Annotated in this window: 18 protein-coding genes and 1 pseudogene; 11 read left to right on the plus strand and 8 right to left on the minus strand. The window is 70.0% G+C overall.

What is annotated here, in order from left to right; translation table 11 throughout:
- Positions 1-66: 66 nt before the first annotated feature.
- From argH to AB0H88_RS35890, 8 genes are read left to right on the plus strand one after another with little or no spacing between them, the layout of a single operon-like run.
- Positions 67-1,485 carry an argininosuccinate lyase gene (gene argH, locus AB0H88_RS35855; protein ID WP_357652423.1) on the plus strand — a complete coding sequence of 473 codons (1,419 nt, stop codon included), beginning with the start codon at positions 67-69 and terminating at the stop codon, positions 1,483-1,485.
- Positions 1,482-2,048: an XRE family transcriptional regulator gene (locus AB0H88_RS35860; protein ID WP_357652425.1), complete on the plus strand. Its 567-nt coding sequence runs from the start codon at positions 1,482-1,484 to the stop codon at positions 2,046-2,048. The genes argH and AB0H88_RS35860 overlap by 4 nt, the downstream gene beginning before the upstream one ends.
- Positions 2,049-2,058: 10 nt before the next feature.
- Positions 2,059-2,880, plus strand: coding sequence for an amino acid ABC transporter permease (locus tag AB0H88_RS35865; protein WP_357652427.1), 822 nt, complete (start codon positions 2,059-2,061; stop codon positions 2,878-2,880).
- The gene (locus AB0H88_RS35870; RefSeq protein WP_357652429.1) at positions 2,877-3,629 is read left to right on the plus strand and encodes an amino acid ABC transporter ATP-binding protein; all 753 of its coding nucleotides are present in this window, start codon (positions 2,877-2,879) and stop codon (positions 3,627-3,629) included. The genes AB0H88_RS35865 and AB0H88_RS35870 overlap by 4 nt, the downstream gene beginning before the upstream one ends.
- Positions 3,630-3,638: 9 nt before the next feature.
- Complete coding sequence (locus AB0H88_RS35875; protein WP_357652431.1) at positions 3,639-4,493, plus strand: ABC transporter substrate-binding protein; 855 nt, start codon at positions 3,639-3,641, stop codon at positions 4,491-4,493.
- Positions 4,490-5,311, plus strand: a complete 822-nt coding sequence (locus AB0H88_RS35880) for a polysaccharide deacetylase (protein WP_357652433.1) — start codon at positions 4,490-4,492, stop codon at positions 5,309-5,311. Before AB0H88_RS35875 ends, AB0H88_RS35880 begins: the two co-directional genes overlap by 4 nt.
- A gap of 10 nt (positions 5,312-5,321) precedes the next feature.
- On the plus strand, positions 5,322-6,188 hold the full coding sequence (locus AB0H88_RS35885) for a polysaccharide deacetylase (RefSeq protein ID WP_357652435.1): 867 nt from the start codon (positions 5,322-5,324) through the stop codon (positions 6,186-6,188).
- 55 nt (positions 6,189-6,243) lie between these two features.
- On the plus strand, positions 6,244-7,533 hold the full coding sequence (locus AB0H88_RS35890; RefSeq protein ID WP_357652437.1) for an MmgE/PrpD family protein: 1,290 nt from the start codon (positions 6,244-6,246) through the stop codon (positions 7,531-7,533).
- A gap of 35 nt (positions 7,534-7,568) precedes the next feature.
- Here AB0H88_RS35890 and AB0H88_RS35895 read toward each other — a convergent pair whose 3' ends face one another.
- Entirely contained in the window at positions 7,569-8,321 is a 753-nt protein-coding gene (locus tag AB0H88_RS35895; protein ID WP_357652438.1) for an SDR family oxidoreductase, read from the minus strand.
- A 213-nt stretch (positions 8,322-8,534) separates the two neighbouring features.
- Here AB0H88_RS35895 and AB0H88_RS35900 point away from each other — a divergent pair, with 213 nt between their 5' ends.
- Positions 8,535-9,485 carry an RNA polymerase sigma-70 factor gene (locus tag AB0H88_RS35900; protein WP_357652440.1) on the plus strand — a complete coding sequence of 317 codons (951 nt, stop codon included), beginning with the start codon at positions 8,535-8,537 and terminating at the stop codon, positions 9,483-9,485.
- A 58-nt stretch (positions 9,486-9,543) separates the two neighbouring features.
- Here AB0H88_RS35900 and AB0H88_RS35905 read toward each other — a convergent pair whose 3' ends face one another.
- The 3 genes and pseudogenes from AB0H88_RS35905 to AB0H88_RS35915 all read right to left on the minus strand — a co-directional run.
- Positions 9,544-9,954 carry a hypothetical protein gene (locus tag AB0H88_RS35905; RefSeq protein ID WP_357652442.1) on the minus strand — a complete coding sequence of 137 codons (411 nt, stop codon included), beginning with the start codon at positions 9,952-9,954 and terminating at the stop codon, positions 9,544-9,546.
- Positions 9,955-10,171: 217 nt separating this feature from the next.
- A complete protein-coding gene (locus AB0H88_RS35910) occupies positions 10,172-10,789 on the minus strand; it encodes a MarR family transcriptional regulator (protein WP_357652576.1) in 618 nt (205 codons plus the stop codon).
- An 84-nt stretch (positions 10,790-10,873) separates the two neighbouring features.
- Positions 10,874-11,185, minus strand: a pseudogene (locus tag AB0H88_RS35915) (helix-turn-helix domain-containing protein); the annotation flags it as partial.
- A gap of 147 nt (positions 11,186-11,332) precedes the next feature.
- On the opposite strand from AB0H88_RS35915, the gene AB0H88_RS35920 reads away from it, so the two are divergent.
- Positions 11,333-11,581: a hypothetical protein gene (locus AB0H88_RS35920; RefSeq protein WP_357652444.1), complete on the plus strand. Its 249-nt coding sequence runs from the start codon at positions 11,333-11,335 to the stop codon at positions 11,579-11,581.
- Positions 11,582-11,587: 6 nt separating this feature from the next.
- Entirely contained in the window at positions 11,588-12,973 is a 1,386-nt protein-coding gene (locus tag AB0H88_RS35925) for a serine hydrolase domain-containing protein (protein WP_357652446.1), read from the plus strand.
- Between the two features lie 5 nt (positions 12,974-12,978).
- Here the strand turns inward: AB0H88_RS35925 and AB0H88_RS35930 are convergent, their stop codons facing one another.
- The 4 genes from AB0H88_RS35930 to AB0H88_RS35945 form a co-directional block, all read right to left on the minus strand.
- Positions 12,979-13,446, minus strand: a complete 468-nt coding sequence (locus AB0H88_RS35930) for a hypothetical protein (protein ID WP_357652448.1) — start codon at positions 13,444-13,446, stop codon at positions 12,979-12,981.
- A 203-nt stretch (positions 13,447-13,649) separates the two neighbouring features.
- Entirely contained in the window at positions 13,650-16,250 is a 2,601-nt protein-coding gene (locus tag AB0H88_RS35935; RefSeq protein WP_357652449.1) for an NACHT domain-containing protein, read from the minus strand.
- Entirely contained in the window at positions 16,250-16,900 is a 651-nt protein-coding gene (locus AB0H88_RS35940; protein WP_357652451.1) for a hypothetical protein, read from the minus strand. Before AB0H88_RS35940 ends, AB0H88_RS35935 begins: the two co-directional genes overlap by 1 nt.
- Before the next feature lie 56 nt (positions 16,901-16,956).
- Complete coding sequence (locus AB0H88_RS35945; RefSeq protein WP_357652453.1) at positions 16,957-20,544, minus strand: WD40 repeat domain-containing protein; 3,588 nt, start codon at positions 20,542-20,544, stop codon at positions 16,957-16,959.
- Positions 20,545-20,788 lie beyond the last annotated feature (244 nt).

The raw sequence follows: 20,788 nt of genomic DNA on the forward strand, positions 1-20,788 counted from the left end.
CTATTGACACCCTTGGCGCCGCAGACCACTATGTCGGAAAACCTCGTTTACCGGAAGGCAACCGCGTTGTCCGAACAGCTCTGGGGTGGACGCTTCCGCTCACCCGCCGACCCGTCCCTGCTCGCTCTGTCCCGCTCGCCCGACAGCTACTTCCGCATGTCGGCCTACGATCTGGCGGGCTCGCGCTCCCACGTCCGTGAGCTGCTCAGGGCCGAGATCGTCGACGAGGCCGAGGCGGAGCGGCTGCTGGCGGAGATCGACACGCTGGACGAGGACGTACGTGCCGGGCGCGTCGGCCCGAACGGCTCCGACGAGGACGTGCACACCTTCCTGGAGCGAGTCCTGGTCGAGCGGCTGGGTGAGGTGGGCGGCAAGCTGCGCGCCGGCCGCTCGCGCAACGACCAGACGGCCAACGACCTGCGGCTGTACCTGCGCGATCATGCCAGGAAGCTGGTGCTGGCGCTGGCCGAGCTGCAGGACAGCCTGGTGGAGCAGGGCCGCAGGCACGTCCGCACCGCGGCGCCCGGCTTCACCCACCTGCAGCCCGCCCAGCCGATCGTGTTCGGGCACCAGCTGCTGGCCCACGCGCAGGCGTTCGCCCGCGACGCCGACCGGCTCGCGGACTGGGACCGGCGCACCGCCCGCTCCCCGCTGGGCTCGGCGGCGCTGGCCGGATCGGCGATAGCCGTACATCCGGAGCTGTCGGCCGCCGAGCTGGGCTACGAAGGGCCCTGCGAGAACTCCATCGACGCCGTCGCCAGCCGCGACCACGTGGCCGAGTTCCTGTTCGCCGCCTCGATGCTGGGGGTGAACCTGTCGCGGCTGTCCGAGGAGATCTGCACCTGGGCCTCGCGCCAGTTCCGCTGGGTGGAGCTGCACGACTCCTTCGCCACCGGCAGCTCGATCATGCCGCAGAAGAAGAACCCCGACATCGCCGAGCTCACCCGGGGCAAGGCGGGCCGCCTGCTCGGCAACCTCAACGGCCTGATGGCCACGCTGAAGGCGATGCCGCTGGCCTACAACAGGGATCTGGCCGAGGACAAGGCGGCCGTCTTCGACACCGTGGACACCCTGGTGATCGTGCTGCCCGCCATGGCCGGACTGGTGCGCACGCTGTCGGTGAACGTCGACGAGCTGCGCAGGCAGGCGACCGAGGGCTTCACGCTGGCCACCGAGGCGGCCGACTGGCTCTCGCGGCGCGGCGTGCCGTTCAGCGAGGCCCACGAGATCACCGGCGTGCTCGTGCGAACGTGCGAGGACAAGGGCCTGGACCTGCACGAACTGTCGGACGCGGAGCTGGCCGCGGTGGACGTGCGGCTGACGCCGGACGTGCGTCCGCACCTCACCGTCGAGGCGGCCCTCGCCGCGCGCTCCGGCTACGGCGCCACCTCTCCTGACCGGGTCCTCGAGCAGATCGACCGCCTCGCCGACCTGCTGGCCCGGCAGCGCGCCTGGGCACGCGACTACCAGGGTCCCGCGACGTGATCTCGATTCCGGACTCGCCCGGGCTCGGCCCACGGGCCCGTGAACTGCGGCGCCGGCGCCGGCTCAGCCTCACCGAGGTGGCCGAGCGGGCCAGGCTCACCAAGGGCTTCCTGTCCAGGTTCGAGCGCGGCCAGGTGTCCATCTCGGTCGCCTCCCTGCTGCGCCTGTGCGAGGCGCTCGACCTGGACGTGGCCGACCTGTTCGGCGGCTCGGCCGGGCGGCTGGTCAGGTTCGAGAGCCGGGCCCGGCTCGAGTTCGGTGGCAGCGGCATGACCGAGTATCAGCTGACGCCGAAGGACGAGAGCAGGCTGCTCGTCCTGCTCAGCGAGATCGAGCCGGGCGGCGGGTCGGGCCACGAGCCGTACACGCTTCCCGTCGACATCGAGTTCGTGCACGTCCTCAAGGGATTATTCGCGATCGAGGCAGCGGGCGAGCGGGTCGAGATGCGCGAGGGCGACTCGTTCCTGTTTCCCGGCGACACCCCCCACACCTTCACCAACCCCGGCGATGAGGTCACCCGAGTCCTGTGGGTGCTGTCACCCGCTCTGACCGCTCGCTCGTGAGGAGATCCCCATGTCCACAGATGTCGCCCACCTGCCCCGGGTGGCGCGCAAGCACTACGGCCGCTATGTGGCGGCGATCCTCGTGGTGGCCGCCCTCGTGGCGATCGTCGTCTCGTTCGCCGGCGGGCAGATCGAGTGGAGCGTGGTCGGGCAGTACCTGACCGCGGAGGCCATCCTGACCGGCGTGGTCAACACCATCGTGATGGCCGTGCTCGCCATGATCGTCGGGGTGGCTCTGGGCGTGCTGTTCGCGGTGATGCGGATGTCGCAGAACCCCGTCACCCGCGCCGTCTCGGCCCTCTACACGTGGATCTTCCGCGGCACGCCGCAGCTGCTGCAGTTGTTCCTCTGGTTCAACCTGGCGCTGGTCTTCCCCTACTTCGTCATTCCCGGCATCGTCGAGGCTCGTACGGTCGACCTGATGACCCCGTTCGTCGCCGCGCTGCTCGGGCTGGGCATCTGCCAAGGCGCCTACACCTCCGAGGTGGTACGCGGCGGCATCCTCTCGGTCGACCACGGGCAGACCGAGGCCGCGCAGGCGATCGGGATGACGCGCTTCCAGACGATGCGCAGGATCGTGCTGCCGCAGGCGATGCGGGTCATCCTGCCGCCGATCGGCAACGAGTTCATCAGCATGGTGAAGCTCACGTCGCTGGCCAGCGCGATCCAGTACCAGGAGGTGCTGCACAGCGCCCAGAACATCTACTACGCCAACAACCGCGTCATGGAGCTGCTGTTCGTGGCGACGTTCTGGTACCTGATCGTGGTCACCATCCTCAGTCTGGGCCAGCTGGTCGTCGAGCGCCGCTTCTCCCGAGGGGTGAGGAAATGATCAAGGCGGTCGACGTCCACAAGCGCTTCGGCGCCCACCACGTGCTCAAGGGCATCTCGCTGGAGGTGGCCGCGGGCGAGGTGCTGTGCGTCATCGGGCCGTCCGGCTCGGGCAAGAGCACGTTCCTGCGCTGCATCAACCAGCTGGAGACGATCGACGAGGGCGCCGCCTGGGTCGACGGCGAGCTGCTCGGCTATGTGGCGCGCGACGGGAAGCTGCACCAGCTCAGCGACGCCCAGATCGCCCGGCAGCGGCGGCCGATCGGGATGGTGTTCCAGCGCTTCAATCTGTTCCCGCACATGACCGCGCTGGAGAACGTGGTCGAGGGCCCGATCAGGGTGCTGCGCGAATCGCGCGATACCGCCCGGACCCGTGCGCTGGAGCTGTTGGAGCGGGTGGGGCTGAAGGACAAGGCCGGCGCCTATCCCTCCACCCTGTCGGGCGGCCAGCAGCAGCGGGTCGCGATCGCCCGCGCGCTGGCCATGCGGCCGCGGCTGATGCTGTTCGACGAGCCCACCTCGGCGCTCGACCCGGAGCTGGTCGGCGAGGTGCTGGCGGTCATGCGTGACCTGGCCGCCTCCGGCATGACCATGGTCGTCGTCACCCACGAGCTGGGGTTCGCCAAAGAGGTCGCGAACCAGGTCGTGTTCATGGACGACGGCCGCGTCATCGAGACGGGGACCCCCGACCAGGTCCTGGTCAACCCCACTCACGAGCGTACGAAAACCTTCCTCTCAGCGGTTCTCTAGGAGTTCACCTTGTCTTCTCCCATCCGGTCTCGTCCCATCATCCTCCTCGCCTGCCTCGCGGTGGCCGCGACCGCCTGCACCGCGCAGGCGCCGAAGGACCTCAAGGCCGCCTCGGACGGCGGGCTCCCGCCGAAGATCGCCGAGTCCAAGACCGTGGTGGTCGGCAACGTGCCCAACTACCCGCCGCTGGAGTTCAAGGACCCCTCGACCAACCAGCTCACCGGCTTCGACATCGACCTCGGCAACGCCATCGGCAAGCAGCTCGGCGTCACGTTCAAGTGGCAAGAGACGTCGTTCGAGCAGTTGCAGAGCGCGGTCACCACCGGGCGGATCGACATGATCCTCTCGGGGATGAGCGACCTGCCCGAGCGCCGCAAGACGCTCGACCTCGTCGGCTACATGAGCTCGGGCGCGCAGTTCTTCTCCACGACCAAGGTCGCCGATCCGAAGGAGCTGTGCGGCAAGACGGTGGGTGCCAGCCGCCGTACGTCCTTCCCTGACGAGATCAAGAAGTGGAGCGAGCAGAACTGCGCCGGCAAGCCGATCAAGATCGTCGGTACGGAGGGCTCTGCGGACGCGCGTACCCAGCTCACCCAGGGCAGGCTCGACGCCGCCGTACAGGGCAGCGAGACCCTCCCCTACATCGCCAAGCAGGACCCCGGCAAGTTCAACGTCGTCGGCGACCCGTTCACCGAGGTCAACCAGGGTATGGGATTCGGCAAGCAGGACACCCGCCTGCGCGACGCGGTCATCAAGGCACTCGGCGCCCTGCAGAAGGACGGCACCTACGAGCAGCTGCTCGACAAGTGGGGTCTCAAGGACAACGCCATCAAGCAGGTCACCCTCAACGGCTCGCCTACGTGAGTCGCTGGCCGTACGGGAAGAAGTCGTGCGTGTCGCTGGCCTTCGACCTCGACGGGCCGACGGGCGCGGCGATGCTGGACGGCAGCATCTTCACCAAGCCCGAATATTTCACGCTCGGTTCCTATGGGCCGTGGCGGGCGCTGCCCAGGATCCTCGACCTGCTGGACGCCTTCGAGCTGCCCGCCACCTTCTACACGCCCGCCTGGGTGGTGGAGACCTGGCCGCAGCGATGCCGGTTGATCGTGGAGCGCGGGCACGAGATGGCGCACCACGGTTACCGGCACGAGCCGTACTACGGCAAGACCGAGGCCGAGCAGCGCGAGATCCTCACGCGTAGCCAGGCCATATTCAAGGACGTACTCGGCGTCGAGGCGGTCGGCTTCCGGACGCCGTCGGGCGACTGGTCGCCGGTGACCGCGCGGATCCTGGCCGAGGAGGGGTTCCTCTACTCCAGCTCGATGCGCGGCGACGACCGCCCCTACCTGCACCCGGGCGGGCTGGTGGAGATCCCGGTCCGCTGGGACATGGACGACTACGCCTATCTCGCCTACACCCGCCGCCCCGACTACCCGGCCGGACTGGATCGCATCGCGGGCTACGGCTCGACGCTCGACAACTACAAGCGCGAGTTCGACGGCTACCACGCGGAGGGACTGTGCCTGAGCACGCTGTGGCACCCCAAGGTGTCCGGCAAGCCGGGCCGGATCCTGCTGCTGGAGCGGCTGTTCGAGCACATGCGCGCGCACGACGACGTCTGGTTCGCCACCGGCGTGGACGTGGCCACCTGGTGGAAGGGGCAGCATGACCTGGCCGTCTGAAAGGAGCGGCATGACCTGGCCGGGTGAAGGGAGCGGCATGACCTGGCCGGGTGAGGCGCGCTGCGCCGTACTGATCACCGTCGATCTCGACGCCGAGCTGGCGATCCTGGCCGCCGACCCGAGCACCCGCGACCGCGTCAAGACCCTGTCCGTCGGCCGGTACGGCGCGACCCGCGGCGTCGAGCGGCTGCTCGGAGCGCTGGACGGGGTGCCGTCGACGTGGTTCGTGCCCGGCTTGCACGCGGGGCTGATCCGCGAGGTACGGCAGGCCGGCCACGAGATCGCCAACCACGGCCACGCGCACGAGGACTTCGACCCGCTCGACCTCACCGGGCAGCTCGACGCGATCAGGCGCGGCCAGGACGCGCTGGCCGAGGTGACCGGCTCGCTCCCGCGCGGCTTCCGCACGCCGATCGGCGAATGGAAGCCGGGGCTCGCGGGCGAGCTGCCCGCGCTCGGCATCGACTGGTCGTCCTCATGGCGGGGTGACGACCTGCCGTACTTCCACCCCGCCGGCCTGGTGGAGATCCCGCTCCACCACGAGCTGGAGGACCACCCCTACTTCATGTTCAACCTCGACCCGCCCTTCCCCACCGGCCAGTCGCGCATCGCTCCCTACGCCGCCGTGCTGGAGAACTGGACCCAGGAGTTCGACGCCTACCACCGCTTCGGCCTGTGCTACGTGCTGCGCCTGCAGCCCGAGGTGATCGGTACGCCCGGCCGCATCGGTCTGCTGCGCTCGCTGCTGTCGGTCATGCGCGAGCGGCCCGGCGTGTGGTTCGCGACCGGCAGCCAGGTGGCCGACCACTGGCGCGCCACCCGTACGGGCAACGAACCCGGCCACCCCGCCGACGTCTTCGCGGAGCTGACCTCGTGACACCACTCCTCCCGCTCGTTCTCCCGCTCACCGGCCTCGTCGCGGAGCTGCCCTCATGAAGCCACTCCTCTCGCTCGCCGACCTCGTCGCCAAGCCCCCGCCGCTGCCAACCGACGTGGTCGAGCGAGCCAAGCGGCACCTCCTCGACACGCTGGGCGCAGCCCTGGCCGGGGCCGCCACCCCCGCGACCGGCCTGGCCGGGCCCGGACCCGCACCCGTCTGGGGGACCGGGCTGACCGTGGCGCCGCGCGAGGCCGCACTGCTCAACGGCGTCGCGGCGCACGCGCTGGAGCTCGACGACACCGGCGGCTGCGATCATTCGGGGGCCGTGGTGGTGCCCGCCGCGCTGGCCTGCCTCAGCCTCGCCGACCGCCCGGTCAGCGGCGCCGAGCTGCTGGAGGCGGTCGTCCTGGGGTATGACGTGGCTCGCCGTACGCTGGAGGCGTGTGGCGGCTACGCCGCGCACAACCAGGCCGGCTGGCACTCGACGGGCACCTGCGGCACGTTCGGCGCGGCGGCGGCGAGCGCGCGGCTGCTGGGGTTGGACAGCGCGCGGGCCGCCCACGCGCTGGGGCTGGCGGCCAGTTTCTCCGGTGGCCTGTGGGCCTTCGTGCATGACGGCGCGGCGAGCAAGCGGCTGCACGCGGGCCGCGCCGCCGAAGGCGGCCTGACCGCCGCGCTGCTGGCCGCGTCCGGCACGAGCGGCCCCGGCCGGATCTTCGACGACGTATGGGGCGGCTTCCTGCGGACTTACGCGGGCGCCGACGCCGACCCCGGCGCGCTGACCCGCGACCTCGGCATGGCGTGGCGGATCTCGCGCTGCTCCATCAAGCCGTACGCGTCCTGCCGCAGCACCCACTCCGCCATCGACGCGATCGGCGGCCTGGACCTGCACGCCGGCGAGATCACCCGCATCAACGTGCGCCTGAGCCCGCTCGTGGCCGGCATGTGCGGCGGCCGCGACGTCACCACCCTCTCCCTGGCGCAGCTGAGCCTGCCGTACGGCATCGCCGCCAGAATCCTGTACGGCGATGCCGACCTGGCCGCCTACGCCCCCGAACGGCGAAGCGACCCTCGGGCCGCCGAGCTCATGAACCTCATCGACCTAGAGGTGGACCCGGAGATGGGCGGCATCGACGAGCCGGCCCTGACCGTCACCACGACCTCGGGCGCCGTCCGGCGGGCCAGGGTGACCGACCCGCTCGGTTCCCCCACCAATCCGCTGTCCGACGAGCGACTGCTCGCCAAGTTCCACGGCCTCGCACCGGGCCGGGAGCGCCTGGTGGATCAGGTCATGACCCTCGACACCCACCCGGACGCGCGGGATCTTCTCTCGCGCCTGTGATTACTTCCCCATACACGCGCCGATGTCCGTTTTACTTAGGCGGCCGCGTTCTGGCTCAGCCAGTCGCGGTAGCGGATTCGGCCGAGGCTGGCGCCGTCGGCGGGCACCAGCGTCCGCTCGCCCGGCTCGGTTCCGAAGTAGTGCGCGTGCGGGTCCGTGACCACCTCGCGCGGGTCGCCCCAGGCGGCCAGGGCGTCGCGGAAGAACTCATCCATTCGCGACTGCTCCGGCCCGGCGATCTCGACCCGGCCGTTCAGCGGCGAGCCCACCGCGACGCGGCCGATGGCCTCGGCGACGTCTTCGCCCGCCATGGGCTGGAACAGCACGGGCGCGATCCGCACCTGGTCGCCGTCTGTGGCCTCGTCGGCGATGCCGCGGACGAACTCGAAGAACTGAGTTGCGTGCACGATCGAGAAGGGGATCGACGACTTCTCGATCAGCTGCTCCTGAGCGATCTTCGCCCGGAAGTAGCCGTTCTCCGGCATCCGCTCCGTGCCCACGACTGACAGCGCGACGTGGTGGCCGACCCCGGCCGCCGCCTCCGCGGCGAGCAGGTTGCGGGTGGAGGTCTCGAAGAACTCCATCACCGCGGCCCGCTCGAACGACGGCGAGTTCGACACGTCGACCACCACGGACGCGTCGGTCAGCACCTCGTCCAGCCCTTCGCCGGTGAGCGTGTTGACGCCGGTGTTCGGCGAGGCCGCCACCGCCTCGTGACCGTGCTCTCTCAGCTTCGTCACGAGCTTCGAGCCGATCAGGCCGGTCCCGCCAATTACCACGATCTTCATGATGTGCCTTCCTGCCCGCCGGGGCACCCACGTGCCGACCGATCCGCCAGCTAAGACAGGGCAGCCTCTCGGCCTGTGACAGCCCTGGCGAATCCTTCCAAGAGCCCTCCTTCCCCCTGCTGTCTCTTCTTGTGCACGCCACCTGGCAAAAGACTCGAAGTCTGCTGTGCGTGGGGTGAGTCCTCAGGGTAGGTGGATCGGAGGGTACGGTCGGTGGAAACACCGTGGGCCATCCCGGTGCGAGGGGTTTCAGCGGGGGCGATGGGAGTGGCGGGTACCGAATCGGACGGTCCGCAGGATCTCGAGCAGGCCGCGATGGACTTCGCCGGCGTGCGGCCTCGCCTGTTCGGGATCGCGTACCGGATGCTGGGGAGCGCCAGCGAAGCCGAGGATCTGGTGCAGGAGGCCTGGCTGCGCTGGCAGAACTATGACCGCGCCACGGTGGAGAATCCGGCCGCGTTCCTGGCGACGACGATCACGCGGCTGTCCCTCAACGTCGCTCAGTCCGCGCGCGCCCGCCGTGAGACCTACGTCGGCCCGTGGCTGCCCGAACCCGTCGACACCGGCGCGGATCCACACCTCGGCGCGGAGCGCGGTGAGGCGCTGGAGTTCGCGGTGCTGCTGCTCCTGGAGCGGCTCACGCCCACCGAACGGGCGGCGTACGTGCTGCGGGAGGCCTTCGACTATCCGTATCGGCAGATCGCCGACATCATCCAGCTCAACGAGCCGGCCGTACGGCAACTGGTCAGCAGGGCGCGCAAGCATGTGCTCGTCGAGCGACGTACGCCCGTGGCCAAGGCCGAACAACGCAGGCTGCTGACGGCCTTCGTCGCCGCCGCCCGCGTCGGCGACCTGGCGGCGCTGGAAGAGCTTTTCGCGCTGGACGTGACCAGCTACTCCGACGGCGGCGGCGCCGTGCGCGCCTCCCGCTTTCCCGTGGTGGGGGCGTCTCGGGTGGCGAAGTACCTCAGGGCGTTCGCGAGTCACTTCTGGGCCGGGGTCGACGTGGCGTACGCGAGTACGAACGGGCAGAGCGCCGCGCTGCTGAGCCGCGACGGAGAGGTGTTCGCGGTTCTCACGGTCAACGCCTCGGAGCAGGGCATCGACCAGGTTCTGTGGATGATGAACCCGGCCAAGATCACCGCTGTGTCCGCCGCGCCGTAAGCCACGGGGACCGGTTCGCCCAGGCGGCGAACCGGTCGGCCGCTCAAGGACGTTTCGGTCAGGGGATGATCACGTGGAAGCCGGTGTCGCGGGCGCCGGCGGCGCTACCGGTGCCGACGAAGATGTCGCGGTAGTCCCCGCAGACGATGGTGCCGTCGGGACGGACGAAGATGCTGGAGTCCCAGGGCGAGCCCGTCCACTGGGTGGTGGCGACCGGGACGGTGTTGGCGGCGTTGATGTCGGCGTCGAGCCGGATGCAGTACTGGCCGACGGCGATCCTGCGGACCTGGGTGACGCCCTTGGAGCGGACGACGGAGCCGTTGGCGTTGACGATGGCAGCGGCGCGGACCCCCGGGCCGGAGGCGCCGCCGAGATCGGCCAGCGCCGGGACGGCGAAGGCGCCCAGCGCGCCGACGCAGGAGGTCACGGTCACGGCAACGGCCATAGCGGTCTTCTTGATGCGCTGCATGCTGGTTCTCTTTTCGAGCAAGGAACTGACTGAACGGGCACAAGGCCTCTCATCGGGCCGGACGATGATCTTCCGGTCCAGAGCCAACACTCACTGTAGTTTTCCGACACGGAGAGTGATGTGGCGACACGGTAAAGATGATCTCCTGGCCGACAATGAGGATGTGGCCCCTTCACCGCCGCTGGTCCAGCGCCGCCGGGCGGCATGACGGACCTGCTCAGCCGGGCGCGAGCGCTCCGCGTTGCGCCGGGCTCAGGCGGTCCGATCTGGTGGTGAAGGCGTACGTGCCGGGCTCGGTGCGCAGCAGCGCGAGCGGGTCGGCGACGGACGGGTGCTCTTCGATCGCGGCCAGGGCGTCGGTGACCCGCTCCATGGGCAGTCCCAACGCCCTGACCAGTTCGTCCGCGGTGAGCGGCCGAGCGGCGTACACCAGCGCGGCGAGCACCGTCAGCGCGTCGCGCATGACGGTGTCGGTCAGGCCGCTGCCGCTCATCTCGCCACTGAGCCAGTCGAAGAACCGCCCCATCTGGCCCAGCCGGACCCCGGCGGGCGAGTCGGCGCCGAAGAGGGTGACTCCGCGCTGCGCGGTCCGCGCGATTTCGGCGTGCGCGCCGGTGTCGGTCCGCCACGCCCGGAGCCAGGTGTCGTCGTCGATCACGTAGCGCTCGCGGCGCCCGCCGGGATCCGGTTCGCGCCCGACCAGGTCCATGGCCTCCAGGAAACCGATGGCCTTGGACACCGACGCCGGGCTCACCTGGAGCAGGCGTACGAGCTCGGCGGCCGTCAGGCTCCCGCTGTCGGAGGTGAGCAGGCAGACGAACACCCGGGCGGCCATCCGCGGCACACCGGTCGCGGCCAGCAAGGCCGCGAACTGGTCCACGAACCCGCGCGCCGCCTCGGTCGGCAGCCCCTCGGGCGGCTCCGCCGCCTGGGCCGGCCTGGCCCGGCGGGCGCGTCGTGCGGCGACCTGCTGGGCGCGATCCGGCAGGTAGTCGCCGGACGTGCCGTTGCGCGCCACCTCGCGGCTGATCGTGGAGGTCGGCCTGCCGAGCCGCCTGGCGATCTCGGCGTAACCCAGCCCTTCGGACAGCCAGGTCGCGATCCGCCGGCGGTCCTGATGGGTCAGCCTGCCTCCGGGCATCGGCGCCTCTCCTGTCGTGAACGGTCCGCAGGTGTCCAGTGTGCGTTCATCGACAGGACATTGCAACGACGAGCTGGGTCGATATTGCATTTCCCCACAAGGCTGTTGCAACGATTCTCGAATGAATCGGCAGCTCAGCCACGCTTTGGCCTTTATATATCGTTGCTACAAAATCAAATGCAACGTAGCCTTTGCTCATTCGGAAACATTCGAGGAGAGGACACGAGGATGCATGTGATGGCGGTTTCCACGATCTCTGACGCGGACAGGTTCTGGAGCTCACTGAAGAAGGCGCACGGCAAACTGCCCAAAGGCGCGAAGTGGACCCTGGCGGTGTCGAGCACCGACGGGACCAAGGCGGTGAACGTCATCGTGCACGACTCGGTCGACGGCGTTAAGGGCTTCTTCGAGGAGTACGCCGGCCCCTTCGCCACCACCGACTACTTCGAGGCCGACGCCGCCAACGCGGTCGGCCTCCCGAAGTAGCCCCCCATGACGAAAGCGCTGGACATAACGCGGATCAAGGCTCGTACGGCCGAGCTCCTCGCCGAGTACCAGGTCCCGAGCGCCGCGATCGGCATCCTCCAGGACGGGGAGATCACCGACTTCGCCCTGGGCGTCAAGGAGGTGTCAACGCGGGAACCCGCGACGACCGACACCATTTACCAGTGCGGCTCCCTCTCCAAGACATGGACCGCCCTCGCCTTCATGCAGCTCGTCGATGAGGGAAAGGTCGGCCTGGACGAGCCGGTGCGGACGTACCTTCGCGATTTCCGCGTCGCCGACCCGGAGGTGAGCGCCGAAGTCACGCCCCGCCATCTCCTGAACCACACGAACGGCATCGAGGAGAACTACGGCGACCCCGGCGAAGACGACGACGTATATGAGCGCATGGTCGCGAACATCGCCGACGCGCCCCAGGTTCATCCCCTCGGATATACCCATGGCTACAGTGCCGCCCTGGGTTACGCGATCCTCGCCCGCATCATGGAAGTGATCGACGGGAAAACGTGGGACGCCATCATGCGGGATCGTCTCTTCGACCCCCTGGGATTGACCTCCACGACCAGCCGGCACGAGCACGTGGACTCGAGCCGGGCCGCGACGGGCCACATAATCCGGTCCGTTGACGAGGGACCCATCGTTTCACCAGTAGATCGTCTGCCGCGTTCCTTCGGACCCGGCGGCAACGTGAACTCGACGGCTCGGGAAGTGCTCACGATGGCGCACGTCTTCCTCAACGACGGAAAGGCGCCGAACGGCACCCGCATCGCCGCACCCGAGATCATCCGCGAGATGATGGAATCTCGCGTCCCCATTCCCGACCCGTACATGTACGGCCCGGAGTGGGCCCTCGGGCTCATCGTGTGCGACTGGCACGGCGAGACCGTCTACGCCAGCGACGGCAGCACCGTCGGCCAGAACGCCCGGCTGCGGATTCTCCCGGACTCGAATCTCGCCGTCTTGATGCTGGCGAACGCGGGACCGCGAGACGGCTTCTACAAGAAGGTGTTCAACGTCATCCTGGCCGAGCTCGGCGCGGTCACGATCCCGGACCTGCCGAAACCCGATCCCTCCCTGAACCTCGACCTGTCCAGGTACGAGGGCACGTACGGGCGGCTCGGCACCTACTACGAGGTGGCGGCCGAAGACGGAAAGCTCTCGCTCACCTTCGCCCTCAACCCCATGCACGCGAGCTTCCTCGGCAAACCAGAACGCATCACCTACGAGCTGCTCCCGGTAAGTGACACGCACTTCTTGATGCCTTCCACCGATCCCCTCGAAGACACCCAGACAGTCGCGATCTACGACTTCAAGAAGGGAGCCGCCCAGTATCTCCACACCAATTGCCGGGTGAATCCACGAGCCCGGCAATAGCGACGTCACATCTGCGCGCCCGCTTGGTCGAGGCGGATGAAGGTGGCGCCCGCGGCGGCGGCGCGCGCGCCGAGAACGTGCCCGTCGCACATCCGCGTCTCCGTCCCGGCCCGGTCGATCACCTTCCACATCACCGGCTCCCGACACGGCTGGCCGAGCAGGTCGCCCGTCCAGGCCCGACGGCACACCCGGCACGTGGAGACACCGCCGCTGGCGGACAGGGTGTTGCCGTGCTCGGGGCAGACTCCCCACGGCAGGCCGCACGGCTGGTCCTGGAGCCGGGCCAGGTCCGCGGCCGCCTGCTGGAGATCCTCGGCGCCCCGGGCCAGCCAGTCCGCGGCCTGCCACGCCCCAGCGAGGTGCTCGCGTTCGGGCGATCCGTTCAAGGCGGTGCCGCAGAGCGCGCGCACCTCCGCGGTGAGCGCCTCGGCGCGACTCGCGAGGGCGCGCAGCTGCGCCGGAGTGACGGTCATGAAGGCTCCCATCTCCGCCAGGACCGACGCGGTCGGCCGTGAAGTGGCTGCTGATCTGGACTCTACGTCGCGCCGGTCGCGGACGGGTGAGTCGCTCTCTGTCGGGTCAGTCGGCCCCGGACGGGGTCGGTCGATCTCGGACGGGTCGGTCGATCTCGGACGGGTCGGTCGGTCGCGGACGGGGTCGGTCGGTCGCGGACGGGTCACTCGCTCTCGGGCGGGGTCAGGAAGTCTTGGAGTTCGCGGTGCCGGAACTGGTAGGTGGCGCCGCTGACGCGCAGCAGCCGTGCCTCGCAGGCCCAGTCGAGAAAGGTCCACAGCCGCAACGGAAGCACCCCGCGCGCGGCCGCCATGATCAACCCGATCATGGTGCGGGACCAGGCGACCGCGCCGAAGGCGAGGCCGAAGGTCACCCCACCGATGAGCGCGCAGGCCAGCGACTGGACGACGCCCTGGTTCATGACGAACACCAGGAACGCCGCGACGCCACCGGTGAGACCGAAGGCCACTCCGATCATCGGGTTGCGGTGGAGGGCCTCTCGCGGGTGGGCCAGCTCCGCGTCCTCGCTCCAGCCGCCCGTGGTGATCTTGAAGAGGACTCCGAGCGCGAAGGCCAGAACGAAGGCACCGATGATCTCCGCGCTCAGTGCCACCGGGCCGGCGCCGGCCAGGCGCAGCGGCGGCAGGCCGGTCAGAGCGCCGCACAGTCCGAAGCCCAGCAGAGTGACCGGCTCAGCGCGGACCGCCTCGGATATGGTCATGCGCTCGCCCTGCCGTGCGGCGGCGGTCAATCCGATGACCGCGCCGAACACCGCGCCCCCGGCCGCCCCCGCGGCGATGGCGAAGCCGGGACCGAAGACCCTGCCTTCGGTCAGCACGAGCCCGGTCAGGCCGCAGAGCGCGCCGACCGGGCCGCCCGCCAGGGCGCCGAACAGACCGCCGATGACGCGTCGCCGACGCGGGACGTTGGCCCGCCCACCGGCGGCGGTCGGCCACTGCGACATCGACAGGCCGGTGGCGATGACCACCCAGCCCGCCATGAGCGACAGAGTGAGCCCCTCTCCGAGCCAGTCGCGCGGGTCGCCGGAACGCTCGACCGCCGACCCCGCCCAGAACGCCAGCATGGCGACGACGGCGAAGATCAAACAGCACAAGCAGTGCACCGCCCGTACCCGACGCTGGCCACCGATCGGCCACAGCAGGTGCGGAACGATGTCGATCGGCGTCAGACCGGGTGGCGGCCGATCCGTCTCGGTGGTGCGGGCGGCCTGCCACCGCAGGTGGGCGGCCAGGTTCTCCAGCCAGGACCGCACCTGTTCAGGACGGTACGGAGTGCCGTGGGCGGCGCGTGGGGCCAGCGCGGTCGCCGCCGGGACGTACGCGCCGAGCAGCCTGCGGGCGATCCGCGCCGCCGCCGCCCGGGAGTCCGGGTCCTGGTCGACGCGGAGCAGGTCGTCCGGGTCGGCGCCGGACTCCACCGCGGTCACAGTCAGCAACAGGCGCCACGGCGTGGCCAGGGCGGCGTGCACGGCCGTCCCGGCTGGTCCGGACAGCGCGGCGTGCAGTCCGTCGCGGTGGATGTCACAGGGATGGCCGTCCGGCCAGCGGGTGCGCAGGTACGCGTTGATCTGCTCGATGGTCAGGTCGTACAGATGGATCCGGGCGGCGTTGTCGAGCCCGGCGCGGACCAGGGTCAGCTCGGTGTGGCGGGTGGCTCGGCAGGTCACGACGACCGCCCCCGGTCGCCGGCCGGAAAGGTCGCTGTAGCGGTTGAGCTCGGTCAGCAGGCCGATCGCCCGGCGGGGCGGCCCCATGGACGGCTCGGGGTCCAGCTCGTCGAGCCCGTCCAGCACCGGCAGCACCTGGCGGTCCCGTACCAGCCGTTCCGCGTCCTTGGCCGCGAGACCGAAGTCCCGTACCAGCTGTTCGGCCAGCCATGGTTCGAACGGACTGCCCATGGTCCATCGGGCGGCGTCCAGGCGTACCGGGACCATCTGTGGGTGACCGGGCTGTTCGCCGCCGGTCAGGAAGGGCTCCAGCAGCTGAAGAACCAGCTCTATGGCGAGCACCGTCTTGCCCGCTCCCGATTCGCCCACGATCAGCAGGCGCCGCGGGTGCAGGCCGCTGAAGAAGCGGCCGATCGACTGCGGGCCGTCCTTCATCTCGTCGCCGCCGTCCTCCAGGCGGATCGGGTCCTCGTACGGTCCGAAGGAGACCGGCGCGATGGTGTAGCCGCCGAGCAGCCCCTTTCGTGCCCTGTCCTCCTCCCGCGCCACTCGCCGCGCCAGAAGCTCGGCGGCGGGGTCGCGCCCGGGGCGACCGGTGGTCTGCGCTTCGGTCGCGGCGATCCCGACCACGCCGCCCATCGCGACCGCCGCGACCGCCTCCGCCGCCATCGCCTCCGCCGCGACCGCCGCGGACACCTCCGCCGCCCTCGCCTCCGAGGCGGACGGTGTGCGAGGGACCGGCCCGGCCAAGGCGGTCCTGGCCACCCGCCAGCGTTCGAGCTCGCCGGGGATCAGCTCGGCCGGATAGTCGCGGTAACGGAAGCAGGCGGTGACGAACGCCTTGACGAAGTCCCACCGCGGCAGCCGGTCGGTCTGTCGGAGAACATACGAGGTCGTGCTTTTCGGCAACGCGTCGATCGTGGCTCCGTCTGAGGTCACCGTCTGGCCGCCGAGAGACCGCAGCCTGCTCAATGACGGCTCGCCCGCCCACCTTTTGAGCCGGACCAGCGACCGTACGAAGTCCGCCTCGCTGCCGGCCTCGGTGGGATCGGGTGGACGGGGGTGGTCGGTGGCCATCAGTGCTTCGTCCTCACCAGCGACCACTCGAACCTCGTCCTGCCGCGCCGGGGCCATCGGCCGTCCAGGTAGGTGCCCGCCAGCGTCTGGACATGACGTGACTCCATCAGAAAGTCGCGCGCCTCATCGGAGTCCACCAGCTCCCGGCCGACCGCGATGGGCACGAACCCGTGCCGGGGGATGTAGACCCATCGGCCGCGGTCCCAGTCATAGGGATCGAACCAGTGGTGGCGGACCGTGCCCGACATCCGTACCTCCAGCCCGGCCCGGGTCAGCACGAACGAGCCCTGCGAGCGCAGCAGGCTCATGCGGCTGACGTAGAAGAGCTCCGTGCCGATGAAGGCGTTGATCCGGGCGTCCCAGTAATCGTGCAGCCAGGACGAGGCGCCGTCGCGCAACCCTTTCGCCTCTCGTACGAGCTGCCGCTCGAACCGGCCCTGGTTCTTCTGCTCGGCCTTCTTGATCACCTTGAACGAGCGCAGCCAGCGCAGTGACATCGTCCTGGAGGCACCGGCGCCGTCCATGAAGTGCTCCAGGAAGTCGGACGCCATCGGGTGGATCTCCCGGCCTTCCGCGACGATCGAGCGGAACAGCGCGGCCAGTTCCGGGACGGGCCTGCCCGTCCGTCGCCGGAAACCTCGCAGGAACATGCTCGCTCTCTCTCCATCGTGGATTCCGGTGGTGGACTCCAGTGAGATTCCCTGGGTCATGGACACGTCTGCCGGTACGCCTCCCCCCGCACGTAGCTCTCCCATTCGTCGCGGGTGAGGGTGCGGCCCGCGTTGGCGCACGCCGCGGCCACCGGGTCGGCGGGCAGGCGGACGTTCCACAGCCGCGCGGTCCCGTCACCGGCCACCGTGGCGACGGCCGTTCCGTCCCGGCTGTAGGCGATCGCGGTCACGCCGCGGGTGTGGCCGACCAACGGGGTGCTGAGCTGCCGGTGGCTGCGCACGTCCCACAGCCGCACCGCGTGGCCGGAGCCGGTGGCCAGGACCTGTCCGTCCGGGCTGAAGGCGAAGGTGTTGATCGCGCCGTCCTCGGCGATCAGGGCGATGCCGAGCGGGCGGCGACGCGCCACGTCCCAGAACCGGACGCTGGAGTCGGCGGCCGTGAGTGCCAGCGTCTTCCCGTCGGGGCTGAACGCCAGGTCGTTGACGAACCCGTCGTTGGCCGCGGGCGGCGAGCCCTCGATCTGGCGGCGGGCGGCCACGTCGAACAGCCGCACCTGGTGGTCATAGCCCGTGCTCGCCAGTGTCGAGCCGTCTGGACTGATCGCCATCGCCGTGAGGAGGTCGGTGTGCCCGGGGACGCTGATGCGCGGCCCGGTCTCCCGGCGGCTCGCGACGTCCCAGAACGCGATGGCCTCGTCCTGCTCGACGGCGACGAACCTGCCGTCGGGGCTGAGCGTGGCCATGCCCTTGAGCGTCGTCTCATGGGCGATCTCGCGGCGGCTCGCGACGTCCCAGAGCCGCAGGCCGTCCGAGCTGGAGGTCAGGAGCGTCCGCCCGTCGGGGGTGAATTCGACCATGGACACGGAACGGCGCGCGCCCTGGGGACGCAGCGGCGAGCCGAGGCGATGCTGGGTGGCCACGTCCCACAGCTGGATCGCGGGGTCCATCTGGTCGGCCACGCCGGTGGCCAGGATCCCACCGTCCTGGCTCAGCGCGACGGCGGCCTGTGCGGGCATCGAGGTCCCGACCTGCAGGTGGATCTGGGGGTCGGCCAGCCTTGTCACGCCGTCGTCGCCGGCGGCGGCGAGCAGCTTCCCGTCCGGGCTGAACGCCACGCGCTCGACACCGCTGATGTTGTCGGCGAGCGCGGTCAGCTGTTGCCGGCCGGCCGTGTCCCACAGGACGGTGTGACCGCTGGTTCCGGCGGTGGCGAGCCGGGTGCCGTCCGGGCTGAAAGCGATCGCGTTGAAACCGGCACGGCGGTCCACGAGCACACCCGTCTGCTTCCGTGTGGCCACGCTCCACAGCCGGGCGGTGTGGTCCCAGCTCACGGTCGCGAGGGTGACACCGTCCGGGCTGAAGGCGACACCGGTGACGTCCTGGGCGTGCCTGGCGAGCGGGGCGCCGAGCCGGCGGGACGTGGCGGTGTCCCAGAGCTGGGCGGCCTTCTTGCTCGCGGCGGCCAGGGTCTTTCCGTCCGGGCTGAACGCCACCGCGTTGATGATGGACGAGAGCTGCCGTCCGTAGTCGGGGTGGCCCATGGGAGTGCCGTGCAGACGGTGTGTGGTCGTGTCCCACTGCCGGACCATGCCTCTGTAGTCTCCGGTCACGAGGGTCTTCCCGTCCGGGTTGTACGCCAGCGCTGACACGACCGCATCCTGCTCCAGCGGGGCGCCCAGGTCGCGATGGGTGGCCACGTCGTAGAACCGGACGGTGCCGAGACACGCCGTGGCCAGCGTACGGCCATCGGAACTCAGGGCCAGCTTGACCTCTGAGCACTCGTACTTCGGACGGGTGATCGGGGCGCCGAGCTGCCGCCGCGTCGCGATGTCCCAGAACCGCGCGGTGCCGTCGTCGCTTCCTGTCACGACGAACGAACCGTCGGGGCTGAACGCCAGGTCCGTGACGCCTCTCGTGTGCCCGGTGAGAGTCCCCCGGCCGGTACGCGTCGCCGCGACCAGCACCCGGTTGCGGGCCTCGTCGGTATCGGCGATCCGCCACGCCGCCACGGCCAGCAGCGAGGACAGGGGGACGTCGCCGGTGATCTCGCTCTGCGCCGCTATCTGGCGGGAGAGCGCGACGCCGCGTTGCCGATCGGCCTCGTTCGCGGCGTTGACGGCGGCGCCGGCCGCGAGGAGAGCGAGGACCGACAGAGCCGCGAGACCGGCCATGACCAGCCTCCGGCGTCGGCCGGTCCGTCGTGCCGCCCCCGTCGATGCCGCGACGAAGCTCTCGGCGGTCGGGCCGGGTGGCGGAAAGCTGTCCGGGTCGCGGTCCCAGCGGTGCCGGCTGTCCTGAACCGCCAGCAGCCGGGCGCCCCGGTAGAGGAAGGCGGGGTCGCGGTGGTGCTCGGCCCATTGGGCGGCGTCGTCGATGAGGCTGCCGTACACCGTCTGTGCGGTGAAGTCGGGTTCGAGCCATCGGCACAGGGTCGGCCAGGCGATCAGCAGCGCGTCATGGGCGATCTCGACGGCGTCCTCGTGCAGCGTGAGCAGGCGCTGGTCGGCGAACGCGGACAGCAGCGCCGCCACCTGGCCGCGCCGATCCGCCGATAGCGCCGACGCGGCGGCGTGGATCTCGGTCAGCGTCGCCCTGCGCCGGGCCACCCGGCCGCCCGCGGTGATCAATGTCATGCGCCGGAAGACTCTGAGCGCGGTCTTGCGGTCCTCCGCCGACAGCCGGTCGAGGATCTCGTCGGCCGTACGCCGCACGGAGTCGCGGACCCGGCCGGACTCCTCGTACCCCCGGACGGTCAGCCGGCCGTGCTCACGTCTCTCCCAGGTGTTGCGCAGAGCCTGCGAAAGCAGGGGCAGGGCACCGGCCTCGTAGCCATCCCCGGCGGCCTGGTCGAGGCGTAACTCGCCCAGGATGATCTCCACCAGACCGGGCTCGATCTCCAGGCCCACCGCGGCCGCGGGGCCGGTGATGGCCAGCCGGAGGTCCGACTCCGACATCGGCTCGACGATGACCTGGCCGTCCTGGATGGCCTCGGCCAACTGCGGATAGGCCGCACAGCGGTCCCAGTAGTCCGCGCGTACCCCGACGATCACTCCGGCGCCCCGCGGGCCTTCTGCCAGGGCGTGCAGCGCCCCGACGAACGCCTGGCGCTCCTGCTCGTCGCTCACCAGAGTGAACAGTTCCTCGAACTGATCGACCACCAGGATGAGACGGCCGTCCGGCGGAAGAACCCCGGGCGCCATCCCGCCCGGATCGTCGCGCAGCCGCTCGTACACCGTTTCGACGTACTCGCCGAACGCCTTCGCCCACTCTTCGGCGAGTGCCCGCAGCGGCGTCGAGGTCGGCGTGATGAGCAGGCGCGGCCAATGCCGCGAGCCGGCGACCGGCAGCATCTCCTGAGCCAGTGCCGGCAGCAGCCCCGCCCGCAACAGCGACGACTTGCCCACACCCGAGGCACCCGAGACCAGCAGGACGGTCCCGTGCCCGGCCAGGCGCGCGCCCAGGCGGTCGACGAGGCTGTGGGTCGCCCGGGCGCGGCCGAAGAAGAACTCGGTCTTCTCCCTCTCGAACGGCACAAGTCCTTGGTAGGGGCACACCTCGCCCCCGTCGTCGGACGGCGACAGCACCTGGGCTTGGCGGTTGCCGCCCTCGTCCCCGTCACTCATGGCCTTCATTCTGGCTAATTGCGGCGAGGCTCATCAATTGCCGTGAAACCGCGAAGGCATCGGTCGCGCCGAGTCCGAGAGATAACCGCAGGTCGCGATCGTCTCGTCCGTCTCAAGGTCGTCTGATTCCGTTCGCTTTCGTCCAACGGTGGCGTGAACAGCGGGAAAGCGCTTTCGATGTACGTGGGGATCTCGCCGGCCAGGGGCGGCGATAAAAAACGGGGCGGCTCCCTGGATAGGAGCA

It is taken from the genome of Nonomuraea sp. NPDC050680 (assembly GCF_040654555.1).
Classification (GTDB): domain Bacteria; phylum Actinomycetota; class Actinomycetes; order Streptosporangiales; family Streptosporangiaceae; genus Nonomuraea.

What these genes read in the sequence shown, in the direction of transcription:
- AB0H88_RS35865 (WP_357652427.1), top strand. Translation starts at nt 2,059, where the DNA reads ATGTCCACAGATGTCGCCCACCTGCCCCGGGTGGCGCGCAAGCACTAC.
- AB0H88_RS35870 (WP_357652429.1), top strand. Translation starts at nt 2,877, where the DNA reads ATGATCAAGGCGGTCGACGTCCACAAGCGCTTCGGCGCCCACCACGTG.
- AB0H88_RS35885 (WP_357652435.1), top strand. Translation starts at nt 5,322, where the DNA reads ATGACCTGGCCGGGTGAAGGGAGCGGCATGACCTGGCCGGGTGAGGCG.
- AB0H88_RS35890 (WP_357652437.1), top strand. Translation starts at nt 6,244, where the DNA reads ATGAAGCCACTCCTCTCGCTCGCCGACCTCGTCGCCAAGCCCCCGCCG.
- AB0H88_RS35895 (WP_357652438.1), bottom strand. Translation starts at nt 8,321, where the DNA reads ATGAAGATCGTGGTAATTGGCGGGACCGGCCTGATCGGCTCGAAGCTC.
- AB0H88_RS35905 (WP_357652442.1), bottom strand. Translation starts at nt 9,954, where the DNA reads ATGCAGCGCATCAAGAAGACCGCTATGGCCGTTGCCGTGACCGTGACC.
- AB0H88_RS35910 (WP_357652576.1), bottom strand. Translation starts at nt 10,789, where the DNA reads ATGGCCGCCCGGGTGTTCGTCTGCCTGCTCACCTCCGACAGCGGGAGC.
- AB0H88_RS35920 (WP_357652444.1), top strand. Translation starts at nt 11,333, where the DNA reads ATGGCGGTTTCCACGATCTCTGACGCGGACAGGTTCTGGAGCTCACTG.
- AB0H88_RS35925 (WP_357652446.1), top strand. Translation starts at nt 11,588, where the DNA reads ATGACGAAAGCGCTGGACATAACGCGGATCAAGGCTCGTACGGCCGAG.
- AB0H88_RS35930 (WP_357652448.1), bottom strand. Translation starts at nt 13,446, where the DNA reads ATGACCGTCACTCCGGCGCAGCTGCGCGCCCTCGCGAGTCGCGCCGAG.
- AB0H88_RS35935 (WP_357652449.1), bottom strand. Translation starts at nt 16,250, where the DNA reads ATGGCCACCGACCACCCCCGTCCACCCGATCCCACCGAGGCCGGCAGC.
- AB0H88_RS35940 (WP_357652451.1), bottom strand. Translation starts at nt 16,900, where the DNA reads ATGTTCCTGCGAGGTTTCCGGCGACGGACGGGCAGGCCCGTCCCGGAA.
- AB0H88_RS35945 (WP_357652453.1), bottom strand. Translation starts at nt 20,544, where the DNA reads ATGAGTGACGGGGACGAGGGCGGCAACCGCCAAGCCCAGGTGCTGTCG.